At 73.8% G+C, this 18,142-nt stretch carries 17 protein-coding genes; 7 read left to right on the top strand and 10 right to left on the bottom strand.

Annotation, left to right across the window (positions count from 1 at the left end; genetic code table 11):
- The first annotated feature begins 18 nt into the window (after nt 1-18).
- Together ASF47_RS13180 and serB are read left to right on the top strand one after the other, a co-directional pair.
- Entirely contained in the window at nt 19-798 is a 780-nt protein-coding gene (locus ASF47_RS13180) for a hypothetical protein (RefSeq protein WP_056864668.1), read from the top strand.
- Nucleotides 799-828: 30 nt separating this feature from the next.
- Entirely contained in the window at nt 829-2,043 is a 1,215-nt protein-coding gene (gene serB, locus ASF47_RS13175) for a phosphoserine phosphatase SerB (RefSeq protein WP_056864373.1), read from the top strand.
- Nucleotides 2,044-2,105: 62 nt separating this feature from the next.
- On the opposite strand, the gene ASF47_RS13170 is transcribed toward serB, so the two are convergent.
- Entirely contained in the window at nt 2,106-2,624 is a 519-nt protein-coding gene (locus ASF47_RS13170) for a SixA phosphatase family protein (protein ID WP_235558742.1), read from the bottom strand.
- A 61-nt stretch (nt 2,625-2,685) separates the two neighbouring features.
- On the opposite strand from ASF47_RS13170, the gene ASF47_RS13165 reads away from it, so the two are divergent.
- A complete protein-coding gene (locus ASF47_RS13165; RefSeq protein WP_056864372.1) occupies nt 2,686-3,699 on the top strand; it encodes a cyanophycinase in 1,014 nt (337 codons plus the stop codon).
- Entirely contained in the window at nt 3,696-6,464 is a 2,769-nt protein-coding gene (cphA, locus tag ASF47_RS13160) for a cyanophycin synthetase (RefSeq protein WP_056864371.1), read from the top strand. Before ASF47_RS13165 ends, cphA begins: the two co-directional genes overlap by 4 nt.
- Here the strand turns inward: cphA and ASF47_RS13155 are convergent.
- The 6 genes from ASF47_RS13155 to ASF47_RS13130 form a co-directional block, all read right to left on the bottom strand.
- On the bottom strand, nt 6,443-7,288 hold the full coding sequence (locus ASF47_RS13155; protein WP_056864370.1) for a phosphotransferase: 846 nt from the start codon (nt 7,286-7,288) through the stop codon (nt 6,443-6,445). The two genes, cphA and ASF47_RS13155, sit on opposite strands and share 22 nt — an antisense overlap.
- A 35-nt stretch (nt 7,289-7,323) precedes the next feature.
- Nucleotides 7,324-8,976: a fatty acid--CoA ligase gene (locus tag ASF47_RS13150; protein WP_056864369.1), complete on the bottom strand. Its 1,653-nt coding sequence runs from the start codon at nt 8,974-8,976 to the stop codon at nt 7,324-7,326.
- 57 nt (nt 8,977-9,033) lie between these two features.
- A complete protein-coding gene (locus tag ASF47_RS13145; RefSeq protein ID WP_056864368.1) occupies nt 9,034-10,740 on the bottom strand; it encodes a Mur ligase family protein in 1,707 nt (568 codons plus the stop codon).
- A gap of 27 nt (nt 10,741-10,767) precedes the next feature.
- Nucleotides 10,768-11,538: an enoyl-ACP reductase FabI gene (fabI, locus tag ASF47_RS13140; protein WP_056864367.1), complete on the bottom strand. Its 771-nt coding sequence runs from the start codon at nt 11,536-11,538 to the stop codon at nt 10,768-10,770.
- A 115-nt stretch (nt 11,539-11,653) separates the two neighbouring features.
- Complete coding sequence (fabG, locus tag ASF47_RS13135) at nt 11,654-12,343, bottom strand: 3-oxoacyl-ACP reductase FabG (protein ID WP_227488487.1); 690 nt, start codon at nt 12,341-12,343, stop codon at nt 11,654-11,656.
- Nucleotides 12,344-12,508: 165 nt separating this feature from the next.
- Complete coding sequence (locus ASF47_RS13130; RefSeq protein WP_056864366.1) at nt 12,509-12,721, bottom strand: dodecin; 213 nt, start codon at nt 12,719-12,721, stop codon at nt 12,509-12,511.
- A gap of 145 nt (nt 12,722-12,866) precedes the next feature.
- Here ASF47_RS13130 and ASF47_RS13125 point away from each other — a divergent pair, with 145 nt between their 5' ends.
- Nucleotides 12,867-13,187 carry a DUF3099 domain-containing protein gene (locus ASF47_RS13125; protein WP_056864365.1) on the top strand — a complete coding sequence of 107 codons (321 nt, stop codon included), beginning with the start codon at nt 12,867-12,869 and terminating at the stop codon, nt 13,185-13,187.
- A complete protein-coding gene (locus ASF47_RS13120) occupies nt 13,187-13,390 on the top strand; it encodes a hypothetical protein (protein ID WP_056864364.1) in 204 nt (67 codons plus the stop codon). Before ASF47_RS13125 ends, ASF47_RS13120 begins: the two co-directional genes overlap by 1 nt.
- A 67-nt stretch (nt 13,391-13,457) precedes the next feature.
- On the opposite strand, the gene moaA is transcribed toward ASF47_RS13120, so the two are convergent.
- Complete coding sequence (moaA, locus tag ASF47_RS13115; protein WP_193660901.1) at nt 13,458-14,456, bottom strand: GTP 3',8-cyclase MoaA; 999 nt, start codon at nt 14,454-14,456, stop codon at nt 13,458-13,460.
- A gap of 91 nt (nt 14,457-14,547) precedes the next feature.
- Between moaA and ASF47_RS13110 the strand changes: the two genes are divergently transcribed.
- Nucleotides 14,548-15,417 carry an SURF1 family cytochrome oxidase biogenesis protein gene (locus ASF47_RS13110; protein WP_056864363.1) on the top strand — a complete coding sequence of 290 codons (870 nt, stop codon included), beginning with the start codon at nt 14,548-14,550 and terminating at the stop codon, nt 15,415-15,417.
- A 38-nt stretch (nt 15,418-15,455) separates the two neighbouring features.
- Here ASF47_RS13110 and ASF47_RS13105 read toward each other — a convergent pair whose 3' ends face one another.
- Both ASF47_RS13105 and ASF47_RS13100 read right to left on the bottom strand, forming a co-directional pair.
- Nucleotides 15,456-16,232 (bottom strand): SDR family oxidoreductase, encoded by a 777-nt coding sequence (locus ASF47_RS13105; protein WP_056864362.1) that lies wholly within the window; start codon nt 16,230-16,232, stop codon nt 15,456-15,458.
- Nucleotides 16,233-16,234: 2 nt separating this feature from the next.
- Nucleotides 16,235-18,115 carry an ABC transporter ATP-binding protein gene (locus ASF47_RS13100; RefSeq protein ID WP_056864361.1) on the bottom strand — a complete coding sequence of 627 codons (1,881 nt, stop codon included), beginning with the start codon at nt 18,113-18,115 and terminating at the stop codon, nt 16,235-16,237.
- Nucleotides 18,116-18,142 lie beyond the last annotated feature (27 nt).

The raw sequence follows: 18,142 nt of genomic DNA, 5'->3' as shown, positions 1-18,142 counted from the left end.
GGCGTAGCCTCGGGCGCCGTGAGCACCGACCTCCCCGTCTCCGCCCGCCTGGCCTGGTGGGGCACCGCCTGGCTGCGCGGCCAGGTGGTGACCGACCTGCTGCTCGACGCCGTCATCGGCGACGAGGCCACCCATGCCGTGGCGGGCCTGGGCCACCTCGGCCTGGGGGCTCCGGCCGACACCTCGCGCGGCACCGGCACCGGCACCGGCACCGAGACGCTGCTGGGCGGCCTGGCCCGGCTGCGGGCCGAGGGTGCGACGTCGTTCGGGGCGGCCTTCCCGGTCGAGGGCGACCTCGTGGGCCTCGGCGGCCCCGCCGGCTTCAACACCGAGGCGGTCGAGGCCGGCGAGGCCGTCGTGGTCGCGGGCGCCGACGTGGGGCTGGTGCCCGTCACCGTGGGCGCGGCGACGACCTGGGTCGCCCACCGTGCCGTACGCCGGCAGCTGCCCGACGTCGGCGAGGCCGACCGGGCCCTGCGCCAGGAGCTGCTCGCGGCCGCCGATGCCCTGGCCCGGCTCGAGGTCGCCCGCTGGCGGCCCGAGGTGGCCGACCACCTGATGAACCTGCGCCACCGGGCTCCGCTGAGCGCGCCCGACGGCGTGCCGGCCCGCTGCGTCGAGCTCGCGGCGCGCGGGCTCCAGGCCGTGGCGGTCGTCGACCTGGCCCTGGTCGACGACGGCGGGGCGATCAGTGCCGCGGAGGCGCAGGCGCGCCGCGACGCGCTGACGCCGCTGGAGCGGGCCGGGCGGCGGGCGCTGGTGGCGGCCTGCTCACCGGAGGTCTGGCCGCCGGCGTGAGGCCGCGGCTCCGCTAGCCTCGTGCCCGCCATGGACCAGACGCGCCCCGAGACCCTCCTGCTCACCCTCACCGGCCGCGACCGGCCCGGCGTCACGTCGGCGGTCTTCTCCACGCTCTCGCGCGCCGGCGTCGAGGTCGTCGACGTCGAGCAGATCGTCCTGCGCGGGCGGCTCGTGCTCGGCGTGCTCGTCACGGTGCCGCGCGACGCCCGCCGCCTGCGCGAGGCCGTCGAGCAGACCGCGCGGGGCCTCGACATGGACGTCGAGGTCGAGGAGGGCACCGGCGACAACCCCTCGCGTCGCTCCGGGCGCGTCCACGTCACGGTGATCGGCGCCCCGCTGCGGGCCACGGCGATGGCCGCCGTCGCCGGTCGCATCGCCGACTCCGGGGCCAACATCGACCGCATCGAGCGCATGGCGCGCTACCCCGTGACCGCCATCGAGCTGCACGTCTCGGGCGCCGACCCGCGGGCCCTGCGCACCGTGCTGGCCACGGAGGCCTCGCGCGAGGGCTTCGACGTGGCCGTGCAGCCGGCCGACATCCTGCGCCACGGCATGCGCCTGATCGTCATGGACGTCGACTCCACCCTCATCCAGGGCGAGGTGATCGAGATGATCGCGGCCCACGCGGGCTGCGAGGCCGAGGTGGCGGAGGTCACCGAGCGCGCCATGCGCGGCGAGCTCGACTTCGAGGAGTCGCTGCGCTCCCGGGTCGCGCTGCTCGAGGGCGTGCCGGAGACCGCCCTCGCCGAGGTCTACGAGGCCGTCGAGCTGGCTCCCGGCGCCCGCACCATGGTGCGCACGCTGCGCCGGCTCGGCTACCGCTTCGCGATCGTGTCCGGCGGCTTCACCCAGATCACCGACCGCCTGGCCGCCGAGCTCGGCATCCACTTCGCCCGGGCCAACGAGCTGGAGATCGTCGACGGTCGGCTCACCGGCCGCATCGTCGGGGCCGTGGTCGACCGGGCCGCCAAGGCGCAGGCGCTGCGGGAGTTCGCCGGGGAGGTCGGCGTCGACGTGGGCTCCACGATCGCCATCGGCGACGGGGCCAACGACCTCGACATGCTCGCCGCCGCCGGGCTGGGCATCGCCTACAACGCCAAGCCGATGGTGCGCGACGCCGCCGACACCGCGGTCAACGTGCCCTACCTCGACGCCATCATGTACCTGCTCGGCATCACCCGCGAGGAGGTCGAGGCGGCCGACGCCGCCGTCGGCATCGTCACCCCCGCTCCCCCGGTCTGAGCCCGCACCGGGAGGCGCCGCTGCCCGCCGACGCCGTCCGTGCGGCGGGTCCGGGCCCCGGCTCAGGACCGGGACACGTGGAAGGCCAGCAGCCGCGCCGACTGCTCCTCGAGGTCGGCCCAGTCGTCGTCGACCTCGAGCACGGCGGCCGCGCAGGTCGGGAAGCCACCGGCCAGGTCGTTGCTGGCCTCCTCGTCGCCCTCGCCGTCGTCGAGCAGCTGCGCCAGCGTGGCCATGGTCGGGTTGTGGCCCACCACGACCACCGTGAGTGCGTCGGCCGGGGACTGGCGCACCAGGTCGAGGGCGGTCTCGGGTCCGGCGGCGTACAGCCCCTCGTCGTGGGTCGCGTCGTCGTCCCAGCCGGCGCCCTCGGCGACGGCCTCCCAGGTCTCGCGGGTGCGCAGCGCGGCGGAGACCAGCACGTGGTCGGGGTCGAGGCCGAGGCCGGCCAGCCAGGCACCGGCGGCGCGGGCGTCGTCGGCGCCGCCGTCGGTGAGACGGCGCTCGTGGTCGGAGGGGCCGCTGTGCTCGGCGCGGGCGTGGCGCATCACGACGAGGCGTCGGGGGGTGCTGTCGGTCACGCGGGCCAGCGTGACAGGCGCGAGGGTCGGGCTCAACACCGCATGCCCTAGCGTTGCGCCCATGCCCCGTGGACCCCTGATGATCATCGGCGGTGCCGAGGACAAGCTGCGTCGCCGCACCATCCTGCGCGAGTTCGTGGCCGCCGCCGGCGGGCCCGAGGCGCGGATCGCGGTGATCCCGACCGCCTCCTCGCTGGGCCCGGAGGTCGTCGAGGTCTACGACGCGCTGTTCCGCCGCGAGGGCGCCGCCGAGGTCGTCACGGTGCGACCGGAGTCGCGCGAGGAGGCCCAGGACCCCGACCTGGTCGAGGCGCTGGGCAAGGCCACCGGCATCTTCATGACCGGCGGCAACCAGCTCAAGCTGTCCTCCATGGTCTGCGGCACCCCGGTGGGTGACGCCATCGTCGCCGCGCACCTGGCCGGCACCGTGGTGGCCGGCACCTCGGCCGGCGCCAGCATCCAGTCGAGCCACATGGTGGCGTTCGGCGTGGGCGGCACGACGCCCAAGCAGCGGATGACGCAGGTCGCGGCGGGCCTGGGCCTGCTCCAGTCGGTGGTCATCGACCAGCACTTCGAGCAGCGCAGCCGCTACGGCCGCCTGCTGATGATCGTGGCGCAGTCGCCCCAGCTGCTGGGCATCGGCGTCGACGAGGACACCGCGGCCGTCGTCGAGCACGAGGTCGACGAGGCCACGGGCACCGACCGCGACGTGCTGCGGGTGCTGGGGCGCGGCGCCGTCACCGTGATGGACGGCTCCCACATCGTCACCAACGCCTACGAGGCCAAGCGCTCGGCGCCCCTGCTGGCCAGCGGCGTCGTGCTGCACGTGCTGCCGGAGGGCGCGGCGTTCGACCTCACCGCCCGCGCCCTCGTGCCCCCGCGCGCCAGTGTCGACCCCTCCGAGGAGGCCGAGCTGGTCGAGGCCGGCAAGGACCTGCGCCAGATGGCGCGCGACATCGCCGCCGGCGACGCCTCCCCCTCCACCCTCAAGCGCCGCCAGGCGCGCGAGGCCAAGAAGTCCAAGAAGTCGACCGACCACGCATCGGACCGCAGCCAGGACGGAGCACCCTCATGACCGAACGCCCCACGCCCGATCTCTCGATCCTCGAGACGCGGGTCTACCGCGGCGCCAACGTCTGGTCCTACGACCGGGCGATCCACCTCGTGATCGACCTCGGGGTGCTCGAGAAGTTCCCCACCAACACCGTGCCGGGGTTCACCGAGACGCTGCTGCAGATGCTGCCCGGGCTGCGCGAGCACTCCTGCTCCCGCGGTCGCCGTGGCGGCTTCGTCGAGCGGCTCCACGAGGGCACCTGGCTGGGCCACGTCGCCGAGCACTGCGCCCTGGCGCTGCAGCAGGTCGTCGGCCACGACGTACGCCGCGGCAAGACCCGGATGGTCAAGGGACGCCCGGGCGTCTACAACGTCGTCTACGGCTACATCGACGAGCAGGTCGGCCTCGCCGCGGGGCGTCTCGCGGTGCGGCTGGTCAACCACCTGGTCGAGGCCGACCCCGAGTTCGACTGGGACACCTCCCTGGAGGAGTTCATCCGGCGCGCGCAGCGCACCGCGTTCGGGCCGTCGACCCAGGCCATCCTCGACGAGGCCGTCTCCCGCGACATCCCGTGGATCCGGCTCAACCAGTACTCGCTGGTGCAACTGGGACAGGGCGTCCACGCCAAGCGGATCCGCGCCACGATGACCTCGGCGACCTCGGCGATCGCCGTCGACATCGCCAGCGACAAGGACCTCACCACCACGCTGCTGGGGGCGGCCGGCCTGCCGGTGCCCAAGCAGGAGTCGGTGCGCACCGTCGAGCAGTGCGTGCGCGCGGCCCAGCGCATCGGCTACCCCGTCGTGGTCAAGCCGCTCGACGGCAACCACGGCCGGGGCGTCTGCCTCGACCTCCAGGACGAGGCGGAGGTGCGCGAGGCCTACGAGGTCGCGCGCGCCGAGTCGCGCCGCGGGGTGCTCATCGTGGAGTCGCTCATCACCGGCAAGGACTACCGCTGCCTCATCATCGACGGCAAGGTCGCGGCCATCGCCGAGCGGGTGCCGGCCTCGGTCACCGGTGACGGCACCTCCAGCGTCGAGCAGCTCGTCGACGACGCCAACGCCGATCCCCGCCGCGGCGTGGGTCACGAGAAGGTGCTCACCCGGATCAAGGTCGACGCCGCCGCGGTCGAGCTGGTGCGCGAGCAGGGCTTCGAGATGTCCGACGTGCCTCCTGCCGGCACCATGGTCAAGCTCGCGCTCACCGGCAACATGTCCACCGGCGGCATCTCGATCGACCGCACCTTCGAGGCCCACCCGGAGAACGTCGAGATCGCCGAGGAGGCCGCCCGCATGGTCGGCCTCGACATCGCGGGCATCGACTTCATCTGCCCCGACATCACCGAGCCCGTGCGCGAGACCGGCGGCGCGATCTGCGAGGTCAACGCCGCTCCCGGCTTCCGGATGCACACCCACCCGACCATCGGGGAGCCGCAGTTCATCGCCAAGCCGGTGGTCGACATGCTCTTCCCGCCGGGCGCCCAGTCGCGGATCCCGATCGTGGCCGTCACCGGCACCAACGGCAAGACGACCACCTCGCGGATGATCAGCCACATCTTCAAGGGCATGGGCCGCAAGGTCGGCATGACCTCCACCGACGGAGTCGTCATCGACGAGCGGCTGCTCATCCGCTCCGACGCCTCCGGGCCGCGCTCGGCCCGGATGGTCCTGCAGAACCCCCGCGTCGACTTCGCGGTCTTCGAGGTGGCCCGCGGCGGCATCCTGCGCGAGGGCCTGGGCTACGAGCGCAACGACGTCGCGGTCGTCCTCAACGTGCAGCCCGACCACCTCGGCCTGCGCGGCATCGACACCGTCGAGCAGCTCGCCGACGTCAAGGCGGTCCTCGTGGAGGCCGTGCCCCGCGACGGCCACGCGGTGCTCAACGCCGACGACCCGCTGGTGCGCGACATGCGCCGGCGCTGCTCGGGCCAGGTCGTGTGGATCTCCATGGAGGAGCCCGGCAGCGAGGTGCGCGACATGATCGACGCGCACTGCCGCCGTGGCGGCAAGGCGCTGGTGCTCAACAGCTCCGAGCGCGGCGAGATGATCGTGGTCAAGCACGGCCCGCGCGAGATGCAGCTGGCCTGGACCCACCTGCTGCCGGCGACCTTCAACGGCCGCGCGCGCATGAACGTGCAGAACGTGCTGGCCGCCGCGGCCGCGGCCTTCGCCGCCGGCGCTCCCCTGCACGACATCCGCCAGGGCCTGCGCACCTTCTCCACCAACTACTACCTCTCCCCCGGGCGGCTCAACGAGGTGGAGGTCAACGGCGTCAACGTCATCGTCGACTACTGCCACAACGCCCCGGGCATGCGTGCGCTCGGCGACTTCGTGGACCGTGTCGGCGACTCGATGGCCGGCTCGCACGAGCTGGCCCGTCCCTCGCGGATCGGCGTCATCGCCACCGCCGGCGACCGCCGCGACCAGGATATGCGCGAGCTCGGCGAGATCGCGGCCCAGCACTTCGACGTCGTCATCGTGCGTGAGGACGCCCAGCTGCGCGGGCGCGAGCGCGGCGACGTGTCGGCCCTGGTGACCGAGGGCGTCCGCTCGGCGATGGCCGAGGGCAGCCGCTGCAAGCAGGTCGAGGTCGTGCTCGACGAGATCGAGGCGGTGCGCCACGCGATGAGCCGGGCCAACCGTGGCGACCTGGTCGTCATCTGCGTCGACAAGCACGGTGAGGTCATGACCGAGCTGGAGAACTGGTCGCCCCACGCCCAGGCCGGTTCCGGGGTCTCCGCCGACGCCCCGGCCGCCGACCCCGACTACGTGCCCAGCGAAGCCTGAGGCCCGGCCCCCGGGCGCCCGGTGGCGCCGGCGGCGGCGAGCACCGGCGCCAGGTCGGCCTCGAGCCTGCCGCGCAGCCCCTCGTCGGGCTGGTCGCCGGGCTGGTCGTCGGGCTGGTCGTCGAGCAGCACGGCGGCCAGCACCTGGAGGGTGCGCAGGTCGCGGCACTCCTGCAGCCGTGTGACGTCGAGGTGGCCGGGGTAGGCCCGACGGGTCCGCTCGTCGTGGGTGCGCGAGGCCAGGTCCCACTCGACGGGACCCACGCAGACGTCCTCGAGGTCGGTCCACCGCGGCCCGTCGGCGGTCGGCAGCAGGTTGCCGGCGTGGGCGTCACCGTGGAGCGGGCGCCGGGGCCAGGTCAGCGCCCGGGGCAGGAGCACGGCGGCGGCGCCGTGCAGCACCGGGTCGTCGCTGACGCGCAGGGCCGCGTCGACGTCGGCGAGCGGGCCCGCCAGGGGCGGCAGCGGCACGGGACAGTCGGCCAGCGCCCGGTGCAGCGCGTGCAGGCTCAGCGCCACCTCCTGCGGCGCCACGGTGCCGGGGACCACCTCCACCCAGGACCACAGCGACACCTCGAGGCCGTCGACCTCGTGCGGCCCCGGGTCGTGCCACGGCGGCACCACGACGTCGGTGCGCCGCGCGGCGTACGCCGCCACCGCGACCTCGCGCTCCATCCACGGGCGCGGGTCGCCCCGCAGCACCCGCCCCCGCGTGACGACACGCGTCAGCACGGGAGCGGGCCGCAGGTGCACCCGCACGCTGTAGCCGTCGGCCACCACGACGGGGTCGTCGGCGGGCAGACCGAGCCGGCGGGCGCAGGCCACCGAGGCCGCGACCGCCTCCGCGGTGGTGGGGATCCTCAGCGGTCGACCTCGAGCTCCCCGTCGGCGTAGCGGCGGCGCAGCACCTTCTTGTCGAACTTGCCGACCGAGGTGCGCGGCACCTGGTCGATGAAGGCCCAGGCGTCGGGCAGCTGCCACTTGGCGAAGTCGGCCGACAGGAACTCCCGCAGCTCGGCCGGCGTCACCGTGGCCCCCTCGCGCACGACGACCGAGGCGAGCGGTCGCTCCTGCCACTTCTCGTCGGGGATGCCGACCACCGCGGCCTCGACCACGGCGTCGTGGGCCATCAGGGCGTTCTCCAGGTCGACCGAGCTGATCCACTCCCCTCCCGACTTGATGACGTCCTTCGCGCGGTCGGAGAGGGCGATGTAGCCGAGGCCGTCGATCGTGCCGACGTCTCCGGTGCGCAGCCAGCCGGCGTCGAACTTCCCGGCCGCGTCGGCCTGCTCGTCGGTCTCCGGCCGGTAGTAGGCGCCGGTCACCCACGGCCCGCGCACCTGCAGCTCCCCGACGGCCTCGCCGTCGTGGGGCAGGACCGTGCCGTCGTCGGCCACGATGCGCCCCTCGACGCCGCAGAGCAGCCGCCCCTGGGTGCCGCGGTAGGCCCAGGCCCGCTCCTCGTCGACGCCCACGGGCGGGATGCCGGCCGAGGCGACCGGGGAGGTCTCCGTCATGCCCCAGGCCTGGCGCACGAGCAGCCCGTGGCGCTCCTGCAGGGCCCGCTGGAGCGAGACCGGCACCGCCGAGCCCCCGCAGAGGATGAGCCGCAGCGAGTCGAGACGCACGTCGGCGTGCCGGTCGAGGTGGCCGAGCACGTCGTTCCAGACCGTCGGCACCGCGCCGGAGACCGTGGGGCGGCTCTCGCGGATGAAGCGCACCAGCGGCTCGGCCTGGAGCCAGCGGTCGGGCATGCACAGCGACGCCCCGGCCATGAGCGCGGAGTAGGCCAGGCCCCAGGCGTTGGCGTGGAACATCGGCACGATGGGCAGCACCCGGTCCTCGAAGGACAGCCCCGCGGCGTTGCCGGTGTTGACCGCCTGGGAGTGCAGCCACGCGGAGCGGTGGCTGTAGACGACGCCCTTGGGGTTGCCGGTGGTGCCCGAGGTGTAGCACATGGCCGCGGCGTCGCGCTCGTCGAGCTCCGGCCAGTCGAAGGCTGCCGGCTGCGCGGCGAGGAGGTCGTCGTAGAGGTGCACCTCGGCCCCGCCCGCGCCGAGCGAGGCGAGGTCGGCCGAGGCGGCCTCGGGGCCGGCCACGAGCACGTGGCGCACCGTGGTCAGCTGCGCGACGTGCGGAGCGAGCAGACCGACGAGCGAGTCGTCGACGATGACCACCTGGTCCTCGGCGTGGTTGGCGACGTAGACCAGCTGCTCGGGGAAGAGACGGATGTTGAGGGTGTGCAGCACGGCCCCCATCGACGGCACCGCGAGGTAGGCCTCGAGGTGCTCGGCGTTGTTCCACTGGAAGGTCGCCACGCGCTGGTCGCCCTCGACGCCGAGCGCGCGCAGCGCGTTGGCCAGCCGGCCCACGCGCTCACCGAGCTCGGCGTAGGTGCGGCTGCGGGTGCCCCCGGCGGTGGCGGTGACCACCTCGGAGTCGGGGTGCACGGTGGTCGCGTGCCGCAGCACCGCGCCGATCGTGAGCTGGTCGTCCTGCATGGTGCTGCGCATGGAGTGCCTTCCGGTCGTGACGAGCTGTGGTCTCGGTCACGATCCTGCCACCGCGGGCTAGGAGGACGGGAGGGCGGCCGCGCGCACCTTGGCGGCCAGCGTCCCGGCGGAGTCGGGCGTGCCGCCCTGCTCGGCGATCCAGGCGTAGACCTCCTCGCGCTCGGCGTGGCACATCAGCCCCACGACGTCGCCGGGCAGCGCCTGCCCCACGAGGGCCGAGAGGCAGGCCACCTCGGTCGGGTACGCCGGCACCCCGGTGACCCCGACCCGCTCGGCCCCGCCGCGCATCAGGTCCTCCAGCTCGGCGGCCGTGCGCCCGCGGAAGTACTTCTCCTTGTGACCGATGGCCACGACGTCGCTGTCGCGGGCGGCGATCTCGCCCAGCTTCTCGATCAGCTCGTCGGTGCGGTCGCCCACCACCCCGAGGCCCAGCAGCAGCCGCGAGCCGGGCGCCCGCACGCCGTTCATGATCTCGAAGAGCGCCTCGAGGCCGGCCTCGTTGTGGGCCAGGTCGATGACGACCGAGACCTCGCCGACGCTGAAGAAGTTCATCCGCCCCGGGTTGTGCTCGGCGTCGGGGCGGAAGGTGCGCAGCCCCTCGACCACCACGTCGCGGGGCACCCCCACGGCCAGGGCCGCCGAGGCCGCCGCGAGGGTGTTCTCGACGTTGAAGCGCGACAGGCCGGCCAGGGTCATCGGCACCTCGACCAGCTCCACGAGCGGGTCGGGGTCGGAGCTGGCGGTGAGCACGCAGACCCAGCCGTCGATGACGGTCGTGGCGCGCCCGCGCACCGACAGCACCTCGCGGATGGCCGGGGAGTCGGGGTCGCGGGAGAACACCCACGGCCGGGCCTTGATCTCGTGGCGCATGGCCAGCACCCGGGGGTCGTCGCCGTTGAGCACCGCCCAGCCGCTGCGCCGGGTGATGCGCGGCACCACGCCCTTGACCTCCGCGAGCTGGTCGAGGGTGTCGATGCCGTGGAGCCCGAGGTGGTCGGCCGAGACGTTGGTGACCACCGAGACGTCGTTGCGGGTCAGTCCGATGCCCTTGAGCAGGATCCCGCCGCGGGCGGTCTCGGTGACGGCGAGCTCGACCTGCTCGTGGGCCAGGATCCGGCCCGCCCCGGAGGGGCCGGAGTAGTCGCCGGCCTCGACCATCTCGCCGTCGATGTAGATGCCGTCGGTGTTGGACCAGCCGACCAGCTTGCCCCAGGTGCGGCCGATGTGGGCGACCATGCGCGAGGTCGTGGTCTTGCCGTTGGTGCCGGTGACCGCCACGACGGGGATCCGCGGCACGATCGTGTGCGGCGGGGCGCCGGCGGGGCTCGCGGCCACCTGGCGGGCCGCGGCGCTGACCGCCTCCTCCAGGTCGACGGTGGAGTCGGCGTCCGGCAGCGCGTCGAGCACCGCGGCGACGGCGCGTCCCATCTCCTGGGCCCGCTCGCGGTGGGCCCAGGGGTAGGCGACCACGATCCGCTCCGGGTCGCTGCTGGGCCGCACCCGCACCGCCAGGCGCGACGTACCGCTCTCGACGGCGATCGCCCGCACCAGGCGGCCCACCGCCCGCAGGGCGAAGCGCTGCCGGAACCCGGAGTGCGCCGAGCCCGGCCGGGCGTTGCGCAGGCCGATGCGCCGCGCGAAGCGGGCCGCGGTGGCGTCGGGCGCGGCCGAGAGGGCCGCGATGTCGAGGGTCAGCTTGATCGCCGCCCGGGGGAAGTAGAGGTTCGGTCCCTCCAGGACCCGGATCTCGACGAGGGAAGTCACCCGCGCGACGCTACCGGGTGGGCGGGCTCAGCCGCCCATCGCGTGGAAGCCGCCGTCGACGTGGACGATCTCGCCGGTCGTCGCGGGGAAGAAGTCCGACAGCAGGGCCACCACGGCCTTGGCGGTCGGCTCCTGGTCGGTGTTGTCCCACCCCAGCGGCGCCTTGGTCGACCACATCTGGTCGAGGTCCTCGAAGCCGGGGATGGCCTTGGCGGCGAGCGTCTTCAGGGGGCCGGCGGCCACCAGGTTGACCCGGATGCCCTCCGGGCCCAGGTCGCGGGCCAGGTAGCGCGAGCAGGACTCCAGCGCCGCCTTGGCCACGCCCATCCAGTCGTAGGCCGGCCAGGCCACCGTGGCGTCGAAGGTGAGCCCGACGACCGAGCCGCCTCCCCCCATCAGCGGCCGGCACGCGTCGGTGAGCGACTTCAGGGAGTAGGCGGAGACCTGCACGGCCTGCGACACGTCCTCCCAGGGCCCCGACATGAACTTGCCGCCGAGCAGCGTCTCGGGGTTGCCGTAGGCGATGGAGTGCACCACGCCGTCGAGACCGTCGACGTGCTCGCCGACCAGCTCGGGCAGGCGGGCCAGGTGGTCGGGGTCGGTGACGTCGAGCTCGAGGACCGGCGGCTCCACCGGGAGCCGCTTGGCGATGCGCCTGGTGATGTTGAGCGCGCGCCCGAAGTTGGAGATGAGCACGGTGGCGCCCTGCTCCTGGGCGACCTTGGCGGTGGCGAAGCCGATGGAGGAGTCCATCGTCACCCCGGCCACCAGGATCCGCTTGCCGTCGAGAATGCCCATCGTGTGCTCCTTGTGGTCCGGTGCGCCGCGACCGTGGGGGCCGCGCGCTGCTGGTCTGCTGGGTGGTGCCGGGACGCCGGCGGGGCGCTGCTGGTGGGCCGGGGCGGGGTGGGGCTCAGTGCCCCATGCCGAGGCCGCCGTCGACGGGGATCACCGCGCCGGTGACGTACGCCGCACCGGGACCGGCCAGCCAGGTGACGGTCTGCGCGACCTCCTCGGCGGCGCCGAGGCGTCCGAGAGGGATGCGCGCCTTGTACTCCGCCTGCTGCTCCTCGGGGAGCGCCGCGGTCATGTCGGTCTCGATGAAGCCGGGCGCCACCACGTTGGTGGTGATCGAGCGCGATCCCAGCTCGCGGGCCAGCGACCGGGCCATGCCGACGAGGCCGGCCTTGGAGGCGGCGTAGTTGACCTGGCCGGGCGATCCCAGGAGGCCGACCACGGAGGAGATGAGGATGATGCGTCCCCGACGCAGGCGCAGCATGCCCTTGGCGGCGCGCTTGGCCAGGCGGAAGGAGCCGGTGAGGTTGGTGTCGATGACGCTCGACCAGTCGTCCTCCGACATGCGCAGCAGCAGGGTGTCGGCGGTGATGCCGGCGTTGGCCACCAGCACCTCCACGGGGCCGTGCGCGGCCTCGATCTCGGTGAAGGCGGCGTCGACCGCTGCGGCGTCGGTGACGTCGCAGCGCACGTCGAGGGCGCCCTCGGGGGCGCCTCCGCTGCGGGTGGTGACCGCCACCTTGTCGCCCTGGGCCAGGAAGGCCTCGGCGATCGCACGGCCGATGCCGCGGTTGCCACCGGTCACCAGGACCGAGCGGGGCTCGCGGGCGGGCGGCGCGGTGGGGTCGCCGTGGGGGGCCGGGGCCGGTGTCGTTTCGCTCACGTCGCCCGACGCTAGCGATTACCGCGGGGTAGACCTACGCCGCGCGGAGCGGCGTGGGTCACCTGCGGGCCTGCTGCGGCCCGGGGCGGGTCACTCGTCCTCGAGGCGGAAGCCCACCTTCATGCCGACCTGGAAGTGCTCGACCTGGCCGTCCTTGACCTGTCCGCGCACCTGGGTCACCTCGAACCAGTCGAGGTGGCGCAGGGTCTTGCCGGCCCGCTCGACGCCGTTGCGGATGGCCGCGTCGATGCCCTCGGGCGAGGTGCCGACGATCTCGGTGACGCGGTAGGTGCGGTTGCTCATGGTGCCTCCGTGGGTGGTGTGCCGGGCTGCGCGGGTCGGAGCCGGGCTCGGCGGTGGAGCCGCAGCAGCGGGCCGGGCCGTGGGCCGATGCTAGGGCCTGCGCACCGGGTCGGGTGCTCACCCCTCCCGACGTACGATGGGAGTCATGGCCCGGGACCGCACACGCACCGACGACGCCGTCCGCATCACCACCGCCGCGGAGAGCCGCAACGCCGACATCGCGGTGCGCCAGAAGCGCTACCTGCTGTCGATGAGCCTGCGCTCGCTGTGCTTCGTGGGGGCCGTCATCGCCGGCCTGGCCGGGGCCGACTGGCTGTGGCCGTTCCTCATCGCCGGCGCCCTGATCCTGCCCTACCTCGCCGTGGTCATGGCCAACGCCACCGCCACCCGTGCCGACGGGTTCGCCCTGCGCGACACCGCCTACGGCGCCCCCGAGCTCGAGTCCGGCGCTCGCCGGCAGCTCTGATGGGCGGCCCGGACCCCGACACCTGCTCCGCCAAGGGGTGCCGGAGCACGGCGGCGTGGGCGCTGCTGTGGAACAACCCCAAGCTCCACACCGCCGAGCGTCGCAAGACGTGGCTGGCCTGCGACGAGCACCGCGGGTCGCTGTCGGACTTCCTCGCCGCGCGGCAGTTCCTGCGCGACGTGGAGCCGCACCAGCCCGCCTGAGCCGACCCGTTGCCGCCCTGGGCCGACCCGGGAGCACTCCCGCGCCCGACGCGGCCCGGGTCGGGGCTCAGCCCCCGATGGCCGACATGGGGCGGTCGGGCTGCAGGAAGCTCTGGTCGTCGATGCCGTGGCCGGCGAGCTTGCCGCGCATGGCGATGACCCAGCGGTCGGCCAGCTCGCGGTCGGAGGCCCCCTCGCGCATCGCCAGGCGCAGGTCGGACTCCTCGCGGGCGAAGAGGCAGTTGCGCACCTGGCCGTCGGCGGTGAGACGCACCCGGTCGCAGTCGCCGCAGAAGGGGCGGGTGACCGACGCGATGACCCCGACGGTGCCCGGTCCGCCGTCGACGGTGAAGAGCTCCGCGGGGGCGCTGCCACGCGGCTCGCTGGCCGGAGTCAGCGTGAACGACCGCTCGAGGGCGGCGAAGATCTCGTCGGCGGTGATCATGCCCTCGCGGGTCCAGCCGTGCTGGGCGTCGAGGGGCATCTGCTCGATGAAGCGCAGCTCGTAGCCGCGCTCGAGACACCACGCGAGCAGCTCGGCGGCCTGGTCGTCGTTCTGGCCCCGCAGCAGGACGGCGTTGACCTTGACCGGTCCCAGGCCCGCCTGCTGGGCGGCGGCGAGGCCGGCGACGACGTCGTGGAACCGGTCGCGGCGGGTGATCTCGCGGAAGGTGTCGGCACGCACGGTGTCGAGGCTGACGTTGACGCGGTCGAGGCCGGCCTCGGCCAGTGCGGTGGCGTTGCGGGCCAGACCGAGCGCGTTGGTGGTGATGGAGATGCCGAGGTCGGGTCCCAGCGCGCGGGTGCGCCGCACGATGTCGACCAGGCCGCGACGCACCATCGGCTCGCCACCGGTGAAGCGCACCTCCTCGATGCCGAGGTGCTCCACGCCGATCCCGATCAGGCGCACGATCTCGTCGTCGGTGAGCAGCTTGTCGTTGCTCAGCCAGTCGAGACCCTCCTCCGGCATGCAGTAGGAGCAGCGCAGGTTGCACTTGTCGGTGAGCGAGACGCGCAGGTCGGTCGCGACGCGGCCGTACCGGTCCTCCAACAAGGTGAGTGCCATGCCTCCACCCTACGTGGGGCCCGTCACGCGGGCGGGGCGCACCGCCCCGCGGGATGCCCGGCGGGGTGGAGCGGCCCGATAGCCTCGGGGTGTGCGCTCGCTCCGCTTCCTCCTCAGCCGACGGTGGGCCCTCTTCGCGCTGGCCATCGTCGTGGTCGCGACGGCGACGTGGTGGCTGGGCCAGTGGCAGTTCCACCGGCTCGACGACCGCAAGGAGAGCAACGCCGTGGTCCGGGCCAACGAGGACCAGGCCCCCGCACCGGTGGGCGAGGTGCTCGGCACCGACACCGAGGTCGGCGAGGCCGACGAGTGGCGCGTCGTGAGCGCCACCGGCACCTACGACACCGACGACACCGTCATCGTGCGCTACCGCACCCGCGACGGCGCCTCGGGCGTCGACGTCGTCGTGCCGCTGGTCACCGCCTCGGGCACGTCGCTGCTGGTCGACCGCGGGTGGATGGCCACCGACGCGCGTGGCCTCGACACCGCCGACGTGCCCGACCCGCCCGCCGGCGAGGTGACGGTGACCGGCTACGTGCGCGCCGACGGCAGCGGCGACAGCACGGCGGTCGTGGACAACGCCACCCGGGCCGTCTCGGCCGAGGCGATCGGGCAGGCCCAGCAGCGCGAGGTCTACGACGGGTTCGTCGAGCTGCGCTCGGAGGACCCCGCCCCGGCCACCGCGCTGGAGCCGGTCGAGCTGCCCGAGCTCGACAACGGACCCCACTTCTTCTACGGCCTGCAGTGGTGGTTCTTCGGGCTGCTGGCGATCTTCGGCTTCCTCTACCTCGCCTACGACGAGTGGCGCGGCGGGCGCAGCGGCGACCGGCCCGCGGCCGGAGGGCCGAAGCCCCCCAAGGTGCGCAAGGAGAAGCGCACCAACCACCCCTACGCCCGCATGCGCGCGGAGGCCGAGGCCCGCGAGGCCGCCGAGCGGGAGCGTCAGCGCGAGGACGCCTGAGCCGGTGGCTCGCCGCCGACCGGGACGGCGAGGGCCGGTCAGAGGGTGCGGAGCAGCCCGCCGTCGACGGGCAGCATGACGCCGCTCACGTAGGAGGCGGCCGGTGAGAGCAGCCAGGCGGCGGCGCGACCGAACTCCGCGGGGTCGCCCTGGCGGCCCAGCGGGATCGACGCGATCGCGGCGGCGCGGGCGCGGTCGGGGTCGCCGGTGGCGGCGTCGAGCTCGACGAGACGGTCGGTGGCGACCCGCCCCGGGAGCAGGCCGTTGACCCGCACCCCGCGCGGTCCGAGCTCGTCGGCCAACGTCTTGGCGACCATGGCGAGCCCCGGCCGCAGCCCGTTGGAGACCGCCATCGAGGCCAGTGGCTGACGCACGCTGCTGGAGAGCACCATGGCCAGGGCTCCCCCGGCCGGCAGGGCCACCCCGACCTCGCGCGCGAGTCGCACCGCGCCGAGGAACACCGAGGCGAAGGCGTCGGTCCACTGGGCGTCGTCGATGTCGGTCACCGCGCCCTTCGGCGGCCCGCCGACACTGATCAGCGCGCCGTCGACGCGGCCCCAGGCCGTGTCGGCCGCGTCGAGCAGCCGCGCCGGGGTGTCGGCGTCGGCGTTGTCGGCCGCGACCCCCACCACACGGTCCTGGATGCTCGCGTCGGCGTCGCGCCAGGCGGCCAGGGCGGCGTCGAGGGAGTCCTGGCTGCGGCCGGAGACCACGACCCGGGCGCCCTCTGCGAGCAGCACCTCCGCGGTGGCACGACCCAGGCCGCGGGAGCCGCCCGTGACGAGGTGGACGGTGTCGCGCAGACCGAGGTCCATGGTCAGACTCCTGCGGTGTCGGAGGTGGTGTCGTCGACGAACTGGGTGCGGTAGAGGTCGGCGTAGAGCCCGCCCTCCGCCAGCAGCTCGTCGTGGGTGCCGCGGGCGACGATACGACCCTCGTGCAGCACCAGGATCAGGTCGGCCTGACGGATCGTCGAAAGCCGGTGGGCGATGACCAGGGACGTGCGCCCCTCGAGCGCGGCGTCGAGGGCGCGGTGCACGGCCGCCTCCGACTCGCTGTCGAGGTGGGCGGTCGCCTCGTCGAGCACCACCACCGACGGAGCCTTCAGCAGCAGCCGGGCGATGGCCAGGCGCTGCCGCTCCCCGCCGGAGAGACGGTAGCCGCGGTCGCCGACCACGGTGTCGAGACCGTCGGGCAGCCGACGCACGAGCCCGGCGATCTGCGCGGCCTCCAGCGAGGCCCAGATGGCCTCGTCGTCTGCGTCGGGCCGGGCGTAGACCATGTTGGCCCGGATCGTCTCGTGGAAGAGGTGGGCGTCCTGGGTGACGTAGCCGACGACGTCCTCCAGCGACTGGAGGGTCACGTCGCGCACGTCGTGGCCGTCGACGCGCACCGTGCCGGAGTCGACGTCGTAGAGGCGGGCCACGAGGTGGGTGACCGTGGTCTTGCCGGCGCCCGAGGGGCCGACGAGCGCGACCATCCGGCCGGGCTCGGCGGTGAAGCTCAGGTCGTGCAGCACCTGCACCGGGTCGTGCTCCTCGGTGCGGGAGACCGCCTCGAGGGAGCGCAGCGAGATGCGGTCGCCCCCGGGGTAGGTGAAGGAGACCCGGTCGAACTCGACCCGGGACGCCGAGGGCGGGAGCGCGACCGCTCCGGGCCGCTCCTCGATCAGCGACGGCAGGTCGAGCACCTCGAAGACACGCTCGAAGCTCACCAGCGCGGTCATGACGTCGATGCGCACGTTGGAGAGACCCTGGAGCGGCCCGAGCAGGCGCAGGAGCAGCGTGGCGAGGGCCAGGAGCGTGCCCACGGTGAGCTGGCTGCTGATGGCCAGCTGGCCGCCCACGCCGTAGACCAGGGCGGTGGCGAGCGCGGGCACGAGCATCATCGCCGCCCCGAAGATGCGGGTGATCAGCGAGATCCGCACCCCCAGGTCGCGCACGACGGCGGCCTTCTCGCCGAAGAGCTCGTCCTCCTCGCCGCGGCGCCCGAAGAGCTTGAGCAGCATCGCGCCGCTGACGTTGAAGCGCTCGGTCATCACGTTGCCGAGGCTGGCGTTGCCGTCCATCTGGCGTCGGGTCAGGCCGGCCAGCCGGCTGCTCACCCACCGCGACGCGGCGAAGAGCAGGGGGAACATGGCCAGGCACAGCAGCGTGACCTGCCAGCTGAGGGCGAGCATGGTGATGCCCACGACGACCACGGCGATGGAGTTGGACACCGTGCTCGACAGCGTGGAGGTGAAGGCGCGCTGGGCGCCGATCACGTCGTTGTTGAGCCGCGACACCAGGGCCCCGGTCTGGGTGCGGGTGAAGAAGGCCATCGACTGGCGCTGCACGTGGGCGAACACCTGGGTGCGCAGGTCGTAGATGAGGCCCTCGCCGATGCGCGAGGAGAGCCAGGCGCTGAGCACGCTCAGCACCGCGCTGAAGACGGCGAAGCCGGCCATGGCCAGCGCCAGCACCGTCACCACCGAGCGGTCGTCGGCGAGGATGCCGTCGTCGACGATGCGCTGCACCAGCAGCGGGGTCACCACGACGGTGGCGGCGTCGATGACGGTGAAGAGCAGGAAGACGCCGATCAGGCGCCGGTGGGGGCGCGCGAAGCCGAGCACGCGGCGCACCGTGCGTCCCTCGATGCGGTTGTCCATCACGCTGCGGTCAGCGCGCAGGTTGCGCCACGAGGCGCCTGCTCCCATCATCCCCGACACGCTCGCCTTCTCTCGTCT

The sequence above is a fragment of the Nocardioides sp. Leaf285 genome (genome assembly GCF_001422955.1).
Taxonomy (GTDB): domain Bacteria; phylum Actinomycetota; class Actinomycetes; order Propionibacteriales; family Nocardioidaceae; genus Nocardioides; species Nocardioides kribbensis.
This window is presented reverse-complemented; position numbering and strand designations above follow the sequence as displayed.

Coding starts and splice junctions, on each gene's coding strand:
- moaA (WP_193660901.1), bottom strand. CDS start 14,456: ATGGCACTCACCTTGTTGGAGGACCGGTACGGCCGCGTCGCGACCGAC.
- ASF47_RS13100 (WP_056864361.1), bottom strand. CDS start 18,115: ATGATGGGAGCAGGCGCCTCGTGGCGCAACCTGCGCGCTGACCGCAGC.
- ASF47_RS13165 (WP_056864372.1), top strand. CDS start 2,686: ATGCCCCGTGGACCCCTGATGATCATCGGCGGTGCCGAGGACAAGCTG.
- cphA (WP_056864371.1), top strand. CDS start 3,696: ATGACCGAACGCCCCACGCCCGATCTCTCGATCCTCGAGACGCGGGTC.
- serB (WP_056864373.1), top strand. CDS start 829: ATGGACCAGACGCGCCCCGAGACCCTCCTGCTCACCCTCACCGGCCGC.
- ASF47_RS13125 (WP_056864365.1), top strand. CDS start 12,867: ATGGCCCGGGACCGCACACGCACCGACGACGCCGTCCGCATCACCACC.
- fabI (WP_056864367.1), bottom strand. CDS start 11,538: ATGGGCATTCTCGACGGCAAGCGGATCCTGGTGGCCGGGGTGACGATG.
- ASF47_RS13105 (WP_056864362.1), bottom strand. CDS start 16,232: ATGGACCTCGGTCTGCGCGACACCGTCCACCTCGTCACGGGCGGCTCC.
- ASF47_RS13150 (WP_056864369.1), bottom strand. CDS start 8,976: ATGCGCAGCACCATGCAGGACGACCAGCTCACGATCGGCGCGGTGCTG.
- ASF47_RS13120 (WP_056864364.1), top strand. CDS start 13,187: ATGGGCGGCCCGGACCCCGACACCTGCTCCGCCAAGGGGTGCCGGAGC.
- ASF47_RS13130 (WP_056864366.1), bottom strand. CDS start 12,721: ATGAGCAACCGCACCTACCGCGTCACCGAGATCGTCGGCACCTCGCCC.